The organism is Methanomethylovorans hollandica DSM 15978 (genome assembly GCF_000328665.1).
Classification (GTDB): domain Archaea; phylum Halobacteriota; class Methanosarcinia; order Methanosarcinales; family Methanosarcinaceae; genus Methanomethylovorans; species Methanomethylovorans hollandica.
In genome coordinates this window covers 696,084-711,468 of sequence record NC_019977.1, presented here as the reverse complement: position 1 = coordinate 711,468, position 15,385 = coordinate 696,084, and the positions used below count along the sequence as shown (strand labels likewise).

The window sequence follows — 15,385 nt, the reverse complement described above, 5'->3', positions numbered from 1 at the left end:
AACCAATGTTCGCAAGTCCACAAGCTCATCCCCTGCGTTCCACAGGTGTCAGATTACTATAAGATTTTGCTCTTGAATAGAGAATTTCTTGATATTGATTGCAGCATTTATATCTCTGTCATGCTTTGTTTTGCAATCTGGACACGTCCAGTCCCTATCCGCAAGTGTTAGCTTTCCGTTATGATAGCCACACACATTACAGATTCTTGTACTTGGCTCAAACTGTCCAATACGGAGTATGGTTTTTCCAAAACATTCAGCTTTGTATTCCAGTTTAGTTACAAAAATACGCCATCCAGCATCGGAAATTGATTGAGCAAGACAATGATTTTTTAACATACCTTTAACATTCAGAGTTTCCAGAGCTATTGCTTGGTTCTCGCTAATCAGTCTAAAAGAGAGTTTATTCTGGAAATCGTTTCTCTGATTTGCTATTTTGTCATGGAGTGATGCAAGTCTTTGTTTAGCCTTTGCTCTGTTCTGTGAGCCTTTCTGTTTCCTTGATACTCTTTTCTGTAATACCTTCAATCGCTGTAAGGAGTTTTTCAGATACTTTGGATTTTCAACTTTTTCTCCGTTTGAGAGAACAGCAAAGTCTTTGATACCTATATCTATTCCAATTGTAGTTGATTCTGAAAAGTTCTGCTTATTAGGAATTTGTTTTCCATCTTCGACAAGAATACTGATATAATATTTTTCCGTACATGTCCTTGAAATGGTTGCGGTTTTAAGCTTACCTTCAAACCTTCTATGAAGTATGGTTTTGACTTCTCCTATTTTTGGGATCTTAATTATTTGCTTCTCGAAATCTACAGAGTAATGTTGTGGCATCTGATAAGACTGGACTGGGTTTTTTTTAGATTTGAATTTAGGAAATCCAGCTTTCTCTCTAAAGAATTTTGTAAATGCTGATTCTACATTTACTAAAGAGGCAAGCAGAGCCTGTGAATTAGCTTCTTTCAACCATTCATTAGAATGTTTCACTTCGTGAACTAAAATCCGTTGCAAATCAAACCTTGATATTGATTCCTTAGTTTGTTCATAAGTTTTTATTTTCTGTTCTAAAGCCCAATTATATACAAATCTACACGCACCAAAATGAACTTTTATTATTTCCTCTTGTTTTGTGGTTGGGTAGATTCGGAATTTGTAGGCTTTTAACATATTATATAATATGGTTTATAGATAAATATATGTTTCTCTAAACATGTTGTGTTATGACATGTACGCATTCATCTCCCACCTGCCAGCTTACGGCTGGCGAGGAAGGAGACTTCTGCTGTAGAAGTTAAACTAGATAGTATACGCGGTCACTCAGGAACAGGGAATAAGATTTCATTCTCAAAGTCATCAAGCAGCTTATCCATTTTAGTATACCAATCCGTCATATTCTGCTTGAGCATTTGTTTAAAATGTGCTGGCGGAATTGCAACATATTCATAGTAATACCCACCTATCTTGATGGATCTTGTTTCTCTGTAAACCAATCCAACAGCTATCAAGTTTTGCAATGAACGATAAGCAGTACTTCGTTCCCTCTGTAAAAGGTCCCCCAGTTCTTCTGCAGTCATTGGGCCCAGTTCAAAGAGTTTTTTATAAGCAAGCAAGTCAAGATTTTTTAGTCCTAGAACGCATTTTGCCACATCATCACATTTACAGTTCGCTCGGAGCATTTCATGGATGGAACCTGCCATTTTGTGCCTCTCTATTGTAAAAATCTGAAAACAAAGTTGTTGTACAGTTTGTACAAAACCATAACATCGATAGGTATATATATAGTTTGTTAGAACTCACCTTACCTTGAAACAGATTATCATCCCAGAGAATGAACGTTCTACAGAACCTCTTGACACAGAAATGGTCATTTATCATCCGGACATGAAGCGCGCAAATGAGTGGATACTCACCGAATACCAACCACCTGTCCGTGATTTTTGTATATTTGTGCCCTGTTCTAAAAAGAAACCATACCATGAAAGTCCATCACATAAAATATTCGACAGGCTGATCTTCGGTATACTGGAACCAGAAATGGTACATATTGTAGTATTTGGCACCTGTGGAATAACCCCCCGGGAACTGGACGAACAATACCCGTTCATGGATTACCAGTTCATGATGGGAAAATGTAATGTATCCAAGATAAAACGTGATTTCATCCGAATGGAAAGTGAAAGGCTTGCGCGATACCTTGAAAGAACAAAAAGTAATTACAAACACAGAATAGCTTATTGTATAGGTGATTTCAGAACAGCTATGGAAAAAGCCGTAGAAACTACATCTGTGCCGGTAACTATAGTTCCAAAGAGGGAAACAATAGAAAAAAATATTCAACCAAGTAAAGGCTTTATTTATGGAAGTCTCAATCAGAGGGATTACTTACAGGATCTAGCAGAAGCTATCAGCAAACCCCTGGGAAGATCAGTCATTGAAGTAAACGAAAAAGAACAGATGATCAATGATAACGACTGGTATGTATTGTGAATAGTGGTGAACTACCCCTCCCTGCTTTCTGATGAAAGCGAGGAAGAGGCTTCTTGTTTCATTCTTCGAACCAATGTTCGCAAGTCCACAAGCTCATCCCCTGCGTTCCACAGGTGTCAGATTACTATAAGATTTTGCTCTTGAATAGAGAATTTCTTGATATTGATTGCAGCATTTATATCTCTGTCATGCTTTGTTTTGCAATCTGGACACGTCCATTCCCTATCCGCAAGTGTTAGCTTTCCGTTATGATAGCCACACAAATTACAGATTCTTGTACTTGGCTCAAACTGTCCAATACGGAGTATGGTTTTTCCAAAACATTCAGCTTTGTATTCCAGTTTAGTTACAAAACTACGCCATCCAGCATCGGAAATTGATTGATCAAGACAATGATTTTTTAACATACCTTTAACATTCAGAGTTTCCAGAGCTATTGCTTGGTTCTCGCTAATCAGTCTAAAAGAGAGTTTATTCTGGAAATCGTTTCTCTGATTTGCTATTTTGTCATGGAGTGATGCAAGTCTTTGTTTAGCATTTGCTCTGTTCTGTGAGCCTTTCTGTTTCCTTGATACTCTTTTCTGTAATACCTTCAATCGCTGTAAGGAGTTCTTCAGATACTTTGGATTTTCAACTTTTCTCCGTTTGAGAGAACAGCAAAGTCTTTGATACCTATATCTATTCCAATTGTAGTTGATTCTGAAAAGTTCTGCTTACTAGGAATTTGTTTTCCATCTTCGACAAGAATACTGATATAATATTTTTCCGTACATGTCCTTGAAATGGTTGCGGTTTTAAGTTTACCTTCAAACCTTCTATGAAGTATGGTTTTGACTTCTCCTATTTTTGGGATCTTAATTATTTGCTTCTCGAAATCTACAGAGTAATGTTGTGGCATCTGATAAGACTGGACTGGGTTTTTTTTAGATTTGAATTTAGGAAATCCAGCTTTCTCTCTGAAGAATTTTGTAAATGCTGATTCTACATTTACTAAAGAGGCAAGCAGAGCCTGTGAATTAGCTTCTTTCAACCATTCATTAGAATGTTTCACTTCGTGAACTAAAATCCGTTGCAAATCAAACCTTGATATTGATTCCTTAGTTTGTTCATAAGTTTTTATTTTCTGTTCTAAAGCCCAATTATATACAAACCTACACGCACCAAAATGAACTTTTATTATTTCCTCTTGTTTTGTGGTTGGGTAGATTCGGAATTTGTAGGCTTTTAACATATTATATAATATGGTTTATAGATAAATATATGTTTCTCTAAACATGTTGTGTTATGACATGTACGCATTCATCTCCCACCTGCCAGCTTACGGCTGGCGAGGAAGGAGACTTCTGCTGTAGAAGTTAAAAATATAAAAAGTTCAGTTCTGAAAAAGAACTGAAAGAATTTTTAATTACTCCAGATAAGGAGACTGGGCTAGAACCTGCATGCCACTGTCACTGATGTTGAGAACACGAACCTCGTTGATAGTGCCTGAACCTCTCATCTTCATGACATAGATAGAACGCTGCAAATTGTTGCCAGCAATGATCCTGCCCAGTTTGACCACAGAGTCTGCTCCATATTCCACCATTGAATCAAGTCCGTACATAGCCCCTACTGTAATAACAGAAGTAACTTCATGCTTGCGGAATACGCCAAATACATCATCTATGAGCGTCCGGAGCTTGTAATTTGATTCAATTGCAAGGAATAGTGCTTCGATAGAATCTATGAATATTCGAGAAGGTTGTATTTCTTCGATCTTGCTTTCCACGAGTTTTTTGAAACTCTTGATAAGCTCAGATGGTGCAATCTCCACACTTTTCTGCAATCTAAGGCTTGGATCGGTGATGTCGACAAAGACAATTAAACCTTTATTAACGTATTCTTCTAGGTTCCAACCAAATGAAGTATACATTTCCCTGACAATAGATTTCGATTCTTCAGAAGTGATTATGCACATCACTTTTTCGCCTTTCTTTGCCCCTTCGAGGATGAACTGGGTTCCAAATATGGTCTTACCTGTACCTGAATCACCCGATACCACATTTACCGTACCTTTGAAGTATCCTCCACGTAGCATCTCATCCAGGCCTGGAATACCTGTATTTACCCTTTCTCTCATATCTGCGTCAGCCATTTATACCACCTATGAAAATCTAGGCATTTTTTATACACAATATTTAACTTTTTAATTACATCGCTAGTCAGTACAATAAATGCATTGCATATATTATTGCTAGTATAATATATAAAATGCTGTTTTACAAATGTCGTATTACATATTGTAACCTGTACTTTGAGTAATGTATTTAATTCATCCCTATAAGATCCTTTTGACAATTTTTTACCGAAGGCAAGACTTAATATTGTTCAAAGGAAATGAAGAGTACGAGGTGGGACCAGAAAAATGCCAGAGGTCACAAAAGTACTACTGTTGCTCAAAAGTATGGTTTATGAAAGTACAAGTCCGCAGGAAACACTCAGATTTGCCAGATACTACCAAAAAAAGGGATTAGACGTAATAGTTGTACTTTTTGGACCCATGGGAGTAATAATGGCAAAATCAGGAAAAAAAGGCTTGCCAGAGTATGACCCTAAGATCAAAGAATGTTTAGATATGGGGATAAAGTTTAGATGCTGTGAATTAGGCGCATCCATTATAGGCCTCGAAAAAAATGAACTGATACCAGGAATCGAAATGATCAGCTCCAATGAAATAGCTGACCTTTTTTTGGAATTCTGCGAGCAGGGACAGTTGATAATCACATTGTAGAATAACTACACATATAATAGTAAAATGAATAATAGGTGACCTTCATGTCGGGTAAAGAAAAAACAGAAAACGATGAAAAAGGGGTCCTGCAAAAAGTAGTTGCGGGAGAAATAGCATTCCGAAACATAGACAAAGTAGTTGAGGATGTGGACTCAGCGATAGCTATCCGCAGGAATGCACTTGAAGAGATCACTGGGACGAGGTTCGAAAATATACAGCATTACACACTTGATGCTGAGGCAGCGACCAAACGTAACATAGAGAACATGATAGGAGCTGTGCAGATACCCCTTGGGATAGCAGGCCCTCTGAAAATCAATGGTGAATTCGCCCAGGGAGATTTCTACCTACCCCTTGCAACTACTGAAGGAGCACTAGTAGCGAGCGCTAACAGAGGATGTTCAGCTATCAGCAGCTCCGGAGGGACAAATGTGCGCATCTTCCAGGATGTGATGACCAGGGCACCTGTATTCAAACTTGCTGATGTTGTCCAAGTGAAGGTATTCATTGATTGGATCAACATGCCTGAGATATTTGCTCAGATGAAAGAGAAGGCAGAAGAAACCACACGTTTCGGGAAATTATTGGCGGTGGAGCCTTACGTTACAGGAAATACAGTATATTTAAGATTCGTATTTGATACCAAAGATGCTATGGGAATGAATATGGTGACCATTGCGACAGAAGCTGTAACGCATTTTATACAGGACGAGTTTGGCGCTATACCTGTATCCCTTTCAGGTAATATGTGCATTGACAAGAAGCCAGCGGCCATCAATACAATACTTGGACGCGGGAAGACAGTTATAGCTGATACGATCATCCCGGCAAAAATAGTATCTGAAAAACTGAAATGCAATCCAAAGACCATGGCAGATGTCAATTACCGTAAGAACCTGCTGGGGTCCGCGCGTGCCGGAGCACTAGGCTTCAACGCTCATGCCGCCAATATAGTAGCAGCATTGTTCCTGGCCTGCGGACAGGACGCAGCCCATGTAGTAGAAGGGAGCACAGCAATTACAACAATAGAAGTAACAAGCAATGGAGACCTTTATTGTTCAGTGACATTGCCTGCTTTGCCCGTAGGTACTGTCGGAGGAGGCACCGGCCTGGGAACCCAGAAAGATTGCCTGAATCTGCTGGGTGTGCATGGACCTGGAGAACCATCCGGTTCTAATTCCAAAAAATTTGCAGAGATCGTTGCTGCAGGGGTTCTTGCAGGCGAGATCTCACTCATTGCGGCTCAGGCGGCAGGCCATCTTGCCAGAGCCCATGCCGAACTTGGCAGATAGACAGAGAATATGGAAGGACAATGTTGCGGGCATATCCAGAATTATTGATAAAGAAACGTTTCCATCAGATACTGTCTTTTGCCTGCTGCAGCTTTTGATTACATTCTTCCATTTTCCCGGCGGCTTCAAGGATGTTTGCCGCCACGTCCTCATACCCTGCTTCTCCGATCTTTTTGCTCCACTCATTGAAATTTTTCAAGTGGCTTTCGTTGTGCTCTATCCAGTGTTCCATCAAATGAAGTATCCTATCTTTGTCGATGTCCTCTGTCAATAAATCACTTCCTTCATATTTCCCGGGGATCGGTGATATAACCATTAATTGCTGATGCTGCAGCGGTCGCGGGAGATACCAGATATATCAAACCACCGGCACCCATGCGTCCTCTGAAATTGCGGTTAGCAGTAGACAAGCACACTTCATCTTTAGCTATGACCCCCATGTGTCCACCCAGACATGGACCACAACCTGGCATTCCAATAGTAGCCCCTGCCTCAAGCAGTATAGCAAGTGTGCCATTCATCGAAGCTTCTTTCATCACTTCTCTTGAAGCCGGGATGATAATTGTTCTTACAGCCACCTTTTCATCCTTCAGGACCTGAGCAGCAAGGTCCAGGTCCTCAAGCCTTCCATTAGTGCACGTGCCTATGAATACCTGATCGACCTTCGTCTGGGGAACTTCAGAGATACCTACCACATTATCTACCTGATGAGGGAGAGCAACCTGGGGTTCCAGATCCGAGACATTTATTATAAATTCCTTAACATAACTTGCATCTTCATCTGCATATACAGGTTCATATCCCTCAACTGCCCTGCCCCGGAGATAATCAAAAGTGGTCTTATCAGCAGGAACGATGCCTGCTTTGGCACCCATCTCTATTGCCATATTACAGAGTGTCATTCTGCCAGACATCGAAAGTTCGGAGATCGTCTGCCCATAGAATTCCATTGCTTTATATGTCGCACCATCAGCACCTACTTTGCCTACAATGTGCAGAGTCAGATCCTTTGGTGTAATGTATTGTCCCAAAGAACCCTGACATGTAACTTTTATTGTCTGAGGAACTTTGAACCAAAGTTCTCCGGCAGCAAATATCTCGGCCATATCAGTTGCACCGACTCCCGTACCAAAGGCCCCGAATGCCCCATAGGTACATGAATGAGAATCCGCACCTACAATAAGTTTACCGGGAAGCGCAAAACCTTGTTCCGGCAATACCTGGTGGCATATACCATTCCCGACATCATAGAAATGTTCTATTCCCTGCTCTGAGATCCATTTACGGATATCAAACTGCAACGAAGCTGTGCTCTCATTGTTTGCAGGTACAAGATGATCAAATGGTATCACTATCCTGGATGGATCCCACACCGAACGGACTCCCATCTCTTTAAATGCACGGACAGCCAGTATGCTCGTACCATCATGTGCCATCGCATAATCTACCTTTGCCATAACAAAATCATCGGCTTTTGCATCTTGACCCGATGCCCGACTAAATATTTTCTCGCTAATAGTGCCCAAGAAAAAAACTCCGTATATGATATTGAATTGCAATAATTAGACAGTTTACTTCATGATCTGATGTTTCATAAAATCTTCGATGAAGGAACAGAGTTCACCGAAAAACAGAGACCTCAGGTTTAAAAAACCTGATTTGATATACAAAAAATGCTGACATTAAAAAGTTTATGTCAGGTTTTTTAGCCTTTCTATGCTTTCAAGCACCGACAATTTCTGATACATCACATCACTTTCGATACTCTGTATGATATGTTCCAGAGGAAAGACCAGCTTGTAGAGCTTCACAGGTCTGCCTTTACCTCCTGTGTTCTTGTCTTCACGGACATTTATCCAATCGTTGTCGCAAAGATATCTCATTGCAATGCTTACTTCAGGTTGTCTGAGACCTGCTTTCTTTTCAATTAACCTCGAGGTAACTTCCTCACCTGTTGAGAGACAGGCAAGAACAAGGGCAACTGAACGATTCATGTTCAGTTTATGTAAAAGTTCCACCATTTCAAGTTCTCGTTCACTGATCTTTTCCGTTTTTCCGTTATTCATAGTATCACCATACTGTAGTACTATTTTATAGAACGTTATACTGTAGATTATCAATATTCAGTAATAAGGTTAATCCAAATAAGTTATATATATAAAATGTATATGAAAATCTCATAATTATGAGCACTTTTGATAAGGTTCCAGATAAACAAAGGTTTTTACTCACGAACAAAAAATAACATAAAAAATAATGATGACGGATTATTCGCTTATAAGAACTATACCATTAACAAATATGTTCAAAAAAAGTGAAAAGAGATATTTGAAAAGTGGGCCCGCTGCGATTCGAACGCAGGACCTCACGGTTATCAGCCGTGCGCTCCACCGGGCTAAGCTACGGGCCCATCTGTTGAAGCATGATACAGTGCATCACGCGACACACCAAATACGCATACAGGTACTTTAACATTTCGCTTTGGAACTTAGGTAAATTACACAATTTTGTTGACATTCCAGTTTACGCTAAGTTTCTACCGATACATTTATCTTTAATGCTGTAAAGTTAGGTTGCTCACTATGGGCCGGTAGATCAGGGGAAGATCGCTACCTTGGCATGGTAGAGGCCTCGGGTTCAATTCCCGACCGGTCCATAAAAAAACTTTAGATAGTCCTAATCTGATATTGTTTTTTACACTCTTCTTGTATAATATTTGTGCTAAGTTGAAAATGAACTTAACCAGTGATATCTTCACAGACAACAGCATGGAAAATAAGGTATATATCACTTCTTCTATACTTGGAGCTCGCAGGATGCCACTGGACACGATATTATCACAAATAGGTACAAACACCTTAACCCCAATGTGAAAACATCACCATGCGCCCAATTTTGCCCCTGCCCTAGTGTAAGTTACTCCCTTTTACTACAGTCTGCCAATTGCAACGATATTGTAACCCCGCCTGAATGTTCCAGTTTCTGAACTCCATCCAACCCCCATAACTTGGACCTACGTTCGCTTATCCTTACACATGTGTTTATGGCTGCCAGGTCTCCATTCATGGCTTTTGTGTATGCTTGCTCCCAGAGTGCATCTAATCGCATGCTTTCAAGTTCTCTGAGTTCCACAACTGCCTGATGTGATTGTTTAGACAGTTCAATAAGTGATGATGATATTAGTTTGTATACATATGACCGAGAACATTCTAACCTATCGGCTATTTCTTGTAGTGTGTGGCCGTCTCTTCTCAATTCAAGTGCGGTGCCCCTCTTAAATACCGTGGACACCTTAAGACGGCTGGTTTTTGATAAAGTCATGTTTACTCCTTATAGGTTTGCTAGTTTAAATTTATTTGCAATGTTGTAACGTCTCTACATATCGAATAAATAAAACGTTACATTCACTTAATCATACAAGAAGGATTGAAATCACGCACGATATCACATATTTTTACTAAAATTGAATCTAGTGACTAAGGATGTGACCTTTGTGGAAGTGAATATGATGCCAACATTCATCTTTATGTGGGAAACTGTGAAGAAACCGGAATGAGAAGAGGATAATTGTGAATTGCAAGAGAGGATTCTGACTAAACCTCTGTTTTTTATGTCACCATAAATTTGAAGTAGCATTTTCACTATCGACAAAATAATCTTCTAACAGGTCATATCGATTCACGGTCCTATAGCTTCCTAGTTTTGTTCACAATATTCTAGTAAGGTACAGGACTATCATTTTATAGTACAATAGAGGAGCTGCCGAAAAAACAGTACTAAAAGAAGACTTAACTGAAGGTTTAGCTGACTTCATTTAGGACGCACACCTGCCAACGTTGGTGCGCGCATTATTTCAATAAAGTAGAGCAGGCAGAGAAAAATGTTGAATTATGATGGGGGAACTTTGTTTCTTATATTGTAGATATTAAATGCTATCCATTGTAAACTTATAATTATCAATTGAGTAGCCAGAAACATTAATCACTATTTTAATATATCTATTAGTCTCTTTCATTTAAAAAAAGTTTAAATACTACTCACTTACAACTCTAATTGAGTATTCTAGGAAAAACAATCCCAGATCATATTTGATATTATTATAGAGTGGTGTTAAAAATGCAAATCAAACTGAATAGATTAATTTGTTTGTCTATATTACTGCTTTTTATTGTAATGACTTCAGGAATTGGATCAGCAGATGAAGTGGGAGTATTTGACAACGGTCAGTGGGCTGTAGGAAACGATCCGGCTACTGCAACTATATTTGGATTTGGATGGATAAACACCAAACCAATGGTAGGAGATTGGAATGGTGATGGAAAAGAGGAAGTAGGAGTTTACAACCCTTCAGGAAAAAACTTCGTGATTCAAGATGCCAATGGGTACAAGGTGATTGGATTAGGATGGACAGGTGTGATACCTGTAGTAGGGAATTGGAATGGTGATAGAGCTGACGAGGTTGGTGTGTATAACACAGAAGGCACTTGGGCTTTGTGGAACACTGATACCAATTCCGCTGACATTGTGGGCTTCGGATGGGTAGGCACCGAGCCAGTTGTAGGTGATTGGGATGGGGATGATGTTACTGAAGTGGGAATATACAATAGAAGAGGTAATAACTTCCTGCTTCAGAAAGGCAGTGGATTTGATATAATAGGTCTTGGATGGACGGGTGTTACTCCTGTTGTAGGTGACTGGAATGGTGATGGAGCCGATGAGGTCGGAGTATACAACAACGCAGGTACCTGGGCTTTGTGGAACACTGATACCAATTCCGCTGAAATCGTGGGTTTTGGATGGGCAGGTACTGAACCGATCGTAGGCGATTGGAACGGTGATGGTATTTTTGAAGTAGGCATTTACAACACAGCTGGTAATAATTTCCTAATCCAGACAGAGAACGGATTTGATGTAATCGGTCTTGGTTGGTCAAGAGTCACACCCGTTATAGGTAGTTGGATCGATGCAAGTACTATATACAAGCCACAAGACAAAGATTCACCGGAGCAGCCACCTACGCAACAAACACCGACTGAGCAAATTCCTTCTCCTGTTCAGGACAGTAATTTAACAGTCCACTTTATCGATGTTGGCCAGGGAGATTCCATTCTACTTGAATATGGTGGAAAAACTATGCTGATCGATGCCGGTGAAAACAACATGGGATACACAGTTTCTGCATTCCTCAGGGAACGAAAGATTTCCTCTTTGGACTATGTGGTTGCAACTCATCCACACGCAGACCATATAGGGGGAATGCTCACAACACTTAATAATTATCCTGTAGGCCAGTTCATAGATTCGGGATACCCACACACTTCAAAGACATATGAAAACATGTTGATGGCAATTGATGCACAGAACATTCTTTTCCATGTGGCAGAAAGAGGGGAAACCATCAATCTTGCTCCTGGTACAGAGATCCGAGTACTTAATCCGAAAAAAGAACAATCTGAAGAGCTCAACGAGAACTCGGTGGTCCTTAAGATCACACATGGAGACGTATCTTTCCTGCTTATGGGAGATGCTGGCCTCGAAGCCGAGGAAAACATTATGGCTGCAGGCTACGATGTGGACGTAGATATCCTCAAAGTAGGACATCATGGAAGTACTTCTGCCTCAGGATATGAATTCATTTCGGCTGTTAGTCCGGACATCAGCGTTATTGAAGTTGGAGCTGGTAATGATTATGGACATCCGCATGCAAACATACTACAAAGACTGCAAGGTGCATCCACCGTTTACAGAACAGATTACGACGGTACGATAACCATTACAACGGATGGATCCAGATACACAGTGACCACTGAAAAGACAGGCTCAAGTGGAACAAGCACGACAAGTACCTCAGAAGATGCTGTATACATTTCTGATCTGGATCTTAGGAATGAATTTGTGATTATTACAAATCCAGGTTCTTCTACAGTGGATCTAACAGGCTGGAAGATCAAAGACGAAGGTAATAAGCATACATATACTTTCCCTTACTTCCAGTTAGAATCAGGTGCAACGGTTACTATCTATACTTCCAAAGGATTAGACTCTAAAACTAAGCTATATTGGGGAAGTGGGAATCCATTCTGGAATAACGATGGAGATACTGCTTCACTCTATGACAGTAATGGAAATCTTGTGGACTCACTGGTGGGATGAACTTGTCTATTAAAACCACTCTGGACAGAATAATCTTTGGAGTCGTATAGATTCATGGTGTTGTATTTTCCTAGTTATGCTGTATTCTAATTAGGTATATGAATATCATATTTTACAGCAAAGAAGATATAGTCTCACTAATATATGTTAACACATCGGAAAAAAATATAAAATAGGTGATGTAATGAGGAGTTTCAATTTAAAATTATTAGTTGTGAGTTTGATTCTTTTAACAATTTTACCCACGTTTGTGCAAGCAGCTGATCAAGTAGGGGTATTTGATAACGGTCAATGGGCCGTAGGAAATAACCCAGCTACTGCAAAAGTATTTGGTTTTGGGTGGTCTGGAACTAATCCTATTGTTGGTGATTGGAATGGTGATGGTAAAAATGACGTCGGAATCTATAATCCATCCGGTAATAATTTTTTAATTAAAGATACTAATGGATATAAGGTCATTGGGCTGGGCTGGGCCAGCGTAACACCTGTTGTTGGAGATTTTGATGGTGATGGAGATGACGACGTTGGAGTTTATGATAATAAAGGAACATGGGCACTCAATACGGAAGCAGGTATTCGTATTGTAGGGTTCGGGTGGTCTGGCACTAACCCTATTGTTGGTGATTGGAATGGTGACAATATTGATGAAGTCGGTGTATACAATCCATCCGGAAATAATTTCCTTATCCAAAATGGTGCAAACTACAATGTAATTGGACTGGGATGGAGAGGTGTAAAGCCTATAGTTGGTGATTGGAATGGAGATAACAAAGATGATGTTGGAGTTTATGATAGTTCTTCTGGACAGTGGGCTATAGGAAATAACCCAGCTACTGCAAAAGTATTTGGTTTTGGGTGGTCTGGAACTAATCCAATTGTTGGTGATTGGAATGGTGACAATATTGATGAAGTCGGTGTATACAATCCATCCGGAAATAATTTCCTTATCCAAAATGGTGCAAACTATAATGTAATTGGACTGGGATGGAGCGGTGTAAAACCTATAGTTGGTGATTGGGCTAATGCTATTAGTTCACCTACCACACCTATTGTACCTACCACACCTATTGTACCTGCCACACCTATTGTACCTACCACACCTATTGTACCTACCACGCCTACTGTACCTACCACAAATGTTGGAACCGTTGAAATTATAGATGTAGATTTAAAAGGTGAGACTGTTACAATAAAAAATGTGAGCCCATCTCCTGTAAATATGAATGGATGGAAATTAACAGATGAAGGTAATAACCATGATTATGTTTTCCCATCATTTAGTTTTAATTCAGGTTCTTCGGTGATTATTCATCTTAATAAAGGTTCCAATAGTGCAACCGACCTATATTGGGGAAAGGATGATAATGCACATGTTTGGAATGATGATGGTGATACAGCTTATCTTTATGATTCAACTGGAAAATTAATAAGTTCACTAAAATCTTAAAATGATGCATGATAGTTGCTTGGGTTAGCTTCCTCAGTGTATTTGTATGCTAGCTGATGTTTTACGTTATCCTGCTGTTTGATGATAAAACAATATCAGCTTAATTGAAAGCATGGGCAAAGATAATTGGTTTACTAAGGAAGAAACCCTATGCATACACAACATGTTCAAATATGCTAAAGCTCTCGACAATTCGGGGCAAGGATATGCAGATCGTGATGGAGTACATAGCTGCTGTTGATAATGTAAGTGGACTAGAGCCCATCAAATCATAAAATGAGTATCTGAATAGTGAGCATTGTCCCTATTTTGCTGTAAATCTCCCTGTACCAAGAACATAAGATATTTACAAAATATTAAACTATAATAAAATAATTGTGTGGCTTTAATTTTTTTTATTTTTATAAGGCTATGTTGATAAATATGTTTTATACCCCTTCAATGTGGTGGTAGATAGCAGACAAGTTAATGAAGTACTAAATGGTTGCATATAGTAAAAAAGAAAACTGCTCCAGTGGCCTTTGTAAACATCCTTCCCTTCAGCTTTTGTTTTTAGCTGGCCTTACTTCTCAATCCCCCTGTCCTCACATATACGTAAAAAAACAATTCTATCAATGATCTTCTGCACTGCAAGGTTCAATTCCCGTACTGAAAGACTGGCATTTCTGAGAGCAAGGTTTTTAGCAAGTTCCTCCCTCCAGCCTTCGATCTCCGCCAAGAAGGCATCATCTATGCCTGCTGTACCCTTTCCGCCTTTCTTCTGCAACAGGCTATCGGCAAGATCATCAAATTTACCTGTAAAGACAGCCTTTTTTGAATATTTCGATGCTATCTCATCCCATTTTTGGATATAATCCTTATACGTATAGTATTCAATGCGCCCAAGCGAAGAATTATCATTCGGTGATGGTTTCCGTGTGCAATCAAAGACAATGAACTCCTCAAAGTCCGTAAGGATGCTTACAGGCAACTTTGCACTCCATGCGTAACGGCGAAGCTGATATGTAGGCTCTGGGTTCTCTTTAAGATTTACTGCCGGTTTCTTTGCTTCAACAAAGAACTTCCTTACCCCACCGATCCTGAAAGAGTAATCCGGTGCTTTGGTCTTGCCACCCACCTTTACAGCATCCTCATGGATAACCTCTTTATACCTCTCATCGTATGCCTGAGTATTATCCACATCCCAGCCTAGTGACTTGAAAAATGGATCAATGAATTCTCTTCTCACTTGTGTTTCAT

13 protein-coding genes, 2 tRNA genes and 1 pseudogene are annotated in these 15,385 nt (G+C 39.7%); 6 read left to right on the top strand and 10 right to left on the bottom strand.

The features are described from left to right. Positions 1 to 48: 48 nt before the first annotated feature. Together tnpB (METHO_RS03400) and METHO_RS03395 are read right to left on the bottom strand one after the other, a co-directional pair. Positions 49 to 1,164: an IS200/IS605 family element RNA-guided endonuclease TnpB gene (gene tnpB / locus METHO_RS03400; protein ID WP_015324122.1), complete on the bottom strand. Its 1,116-nt coding sequence runs from the start codon at positions 1,162 to 1,164 to the stop codon at positions 49 to 51. Positions 1,165 to 1,310: 146 nt separating this feature from the next. After that, positions 1,311 to 1,694 (bottom strand): helix-turn-helix domain-containing protein, encoded by a 384-nt coding sequence (locus METHO_RS03395; protein WP_015324121.1) that lies wholly within the window; start codon positions 1,692 to 1,694, stop codon positions 1,311 to 1,313. Between the two features lie 106 nt (positions 1,695 to 1,800). Between METHO_RS03395 and METHO_RS03390 the strand changes: the two genes are divergently transcribed. Continuing rightward, complete coding sequence (locus tag METHO_RS03390) at positions 1,801 to 2,484, top strand: DUF5591 domain-containing protein (RefSeq protein ID WP_015324120.1); 684 nt, start codon at positions 1,801 to 1,803, stop codon at positions 2,482 to 2,484. A gap of 116 nt (positions 2,485 to 2,600) precedes the next feature. Here the strand turns inward: METHO_RS03390 and tnpB (METHO_RS03385) are convergent. Then, positions 2,601 to 3,715: pseudogene (gene tnpB, locus METHO_RS03385) on the bottom strand (IS200/IS605 family element RNA-guided endonuclease TnpB). Positions 3,716 to 3,889: 174 nt separating this feature from the next. Next, on the bottom strand, positions 3,890 to 4,618 hold the full coding sequence (locus METHO_RS03380; protein WP_015324119.1) for an RAD55 family ATPase: 729 nt from the start codon (positions 4,616 to 4,618) through the stop codon (positions 3,890 to 3,892). A gap of 270 nt (positions 4,619 to 4,888) precedes the next feature. Here METHO_RS03380 and METHO_RS03375 point away from each other — a divergent pair, with 270 nt between their 5' ends. Together METHO_RS03375 and hmgA are read left to right on the top strand one after the other, a co-directional pair. Continuing rightward, positions 4,889 to 5,254, top strand: a complete 366-nt coding sequence (locus tag METHO_RS03375; protein ID WP_015324118.1) for a DsrE family protein — start codon at positions 4,889 to 4,891, stop codon at positions 5,252 to 5,254. A 44-nt stretch (positions 5,255 to 5,298) separates the two neighbouring features. Continuing rightward, complete coding sequence (gene hmgA, locus METHO_RS03370) at positions 5,299 to 6,546, top strand: hydroxymethylglutaryl-CoA reductase (NADPH) (protein ID WP_015324117.1); 1,248 nt, start codon at positions 5,299 to 5,301, stop codon at positions 6,544 to 6,546. A 64-nt stretch (positions 6,547 to 6,610) separates the two neighbouring features. On the opposite strand, the gene METHO_RS03365 is transcribed toward hmgA, so the two are convergent. From METHO_RS03365 to METHO_RS03350, 4 genes are all read right to left on the bottom strand, one after another. After that, positions 6,611 to 6,817 (bottom strand): hypothetical protein, encoded by a 207-nt coding sequence (locus METHO_RS03365; protein WP_156811019.1) that lies wholly within the window; start codon positions 6,815 to 6,817, stop codon positions 6,611 to 6,613. A 13-nt stretch (positions 6,818 to 6,830) separates the two neighbouring features. Next, positions 6,831 to 8,072: a 3-isopropylmalate dehydratase large subunit gene (locus METHO_RS03360; RefSeq protein ID WP_015324115.1), complete on the bottom strand. Its 1,242-nt coding sequence runs from the start codon at positions 8,070 to 8,072 to the stop codon at positions 6,831 to 6,833. Positions 8,073 to 8,237: 165 nt separating this feature from the next. Beyond that, a complete protein-coding gene (locus tag METHO_RS03355; RefSeq protein WP_015324114.1) occupies positions 8,238 to 8,612 on the bottom strand; it encodes a transcriptional regulator in 375 nt (124 codons plus the stop codon). A 270-nt stretch (positions 8,613 to 8,882) separates the two neighbouring features. Further along, a tRNA-Ile gene (locus METHO_RS03350) sits at positions 8,883 to 8,956 on the bottom strand. A 174-nt stretch (positions 8,957 to 9,130) separates the two neighbouring features. Between METHO_RS03350 and METHO_RS03345 the strand changes: the two genes are divergently transcribed. After that, positions 9,131 to 9,202: transfer RNA gene (locus METHO_RS03345), tRNA-Ala, on the top strand. 260 nt (positions 9,203 to 9,462) lie between these two features. Here the strand turns inward: METHO_RS03345 and METHO_RS03340 are convergent. After that, the gene (locus METHO_RS03340; protein WP_015324113.1) at positions 9,463 to 9,867 is read right to left on the bottom strand and encodes a helix-turn-helix domain-containing protein; all 405 of its coding nucleotides are present in this window, start codon (positions 9,865 to 9,867) and stop codon (positions 9,463 to 9,465) included. 852 nt (positions 9,868 to 10,719) lie between these two features. Here METHO_RS03340 and METHO_RS13070 point away from each other — a divergent pair. Together METHO_RS13070 and METHO_RS03330 are read left to right on the top strand one after the other, a co-directional pair. Then, the gene (locus tag METHO_RS13070; protein WP_245546327.1) at positions 10,720 to 12,699 is read left to right on the top strand and encodes a lamin tail domain-containing protein; all 1,980 of its coding nucleotides are present in this window, start codon (positions 10,720 to 10,722) and stop codon (positions 12,697 to 12,699) included. A gap of 184 nt (positions 12,700 to 12,883) precedes the next feature. Further along, positions 12,884 to 14,146, top strand: a complete 1,263-nt coding sequence (locus tag METHO_RS03330; protein WP_015324111.1) for a lamin tail domain-containing protein — start codon at positions 12,884 to 12,886, stop codon at positions 14,144 to 14,146. A 562-nt stretch (positions 14,147 to 14,708) separates the two neighbouring features. On the opposite strand, the gene METHO_RS03325 is transcribed toward METHO_RS03330, so the two are convergent. Beyond that, positions 14,709 to 15,374, bottom strand: a complete 666-nt coding sequence (locus tag METHO_RS03325; protein WP_216594313.1) for a type I restriction endonuclease — start codon at positions 15,372 to 15,374, stop codon at positions 14,709 to 14,711. Positions 15,375 to 15,385: the final 11 nt, after the last annotated feature.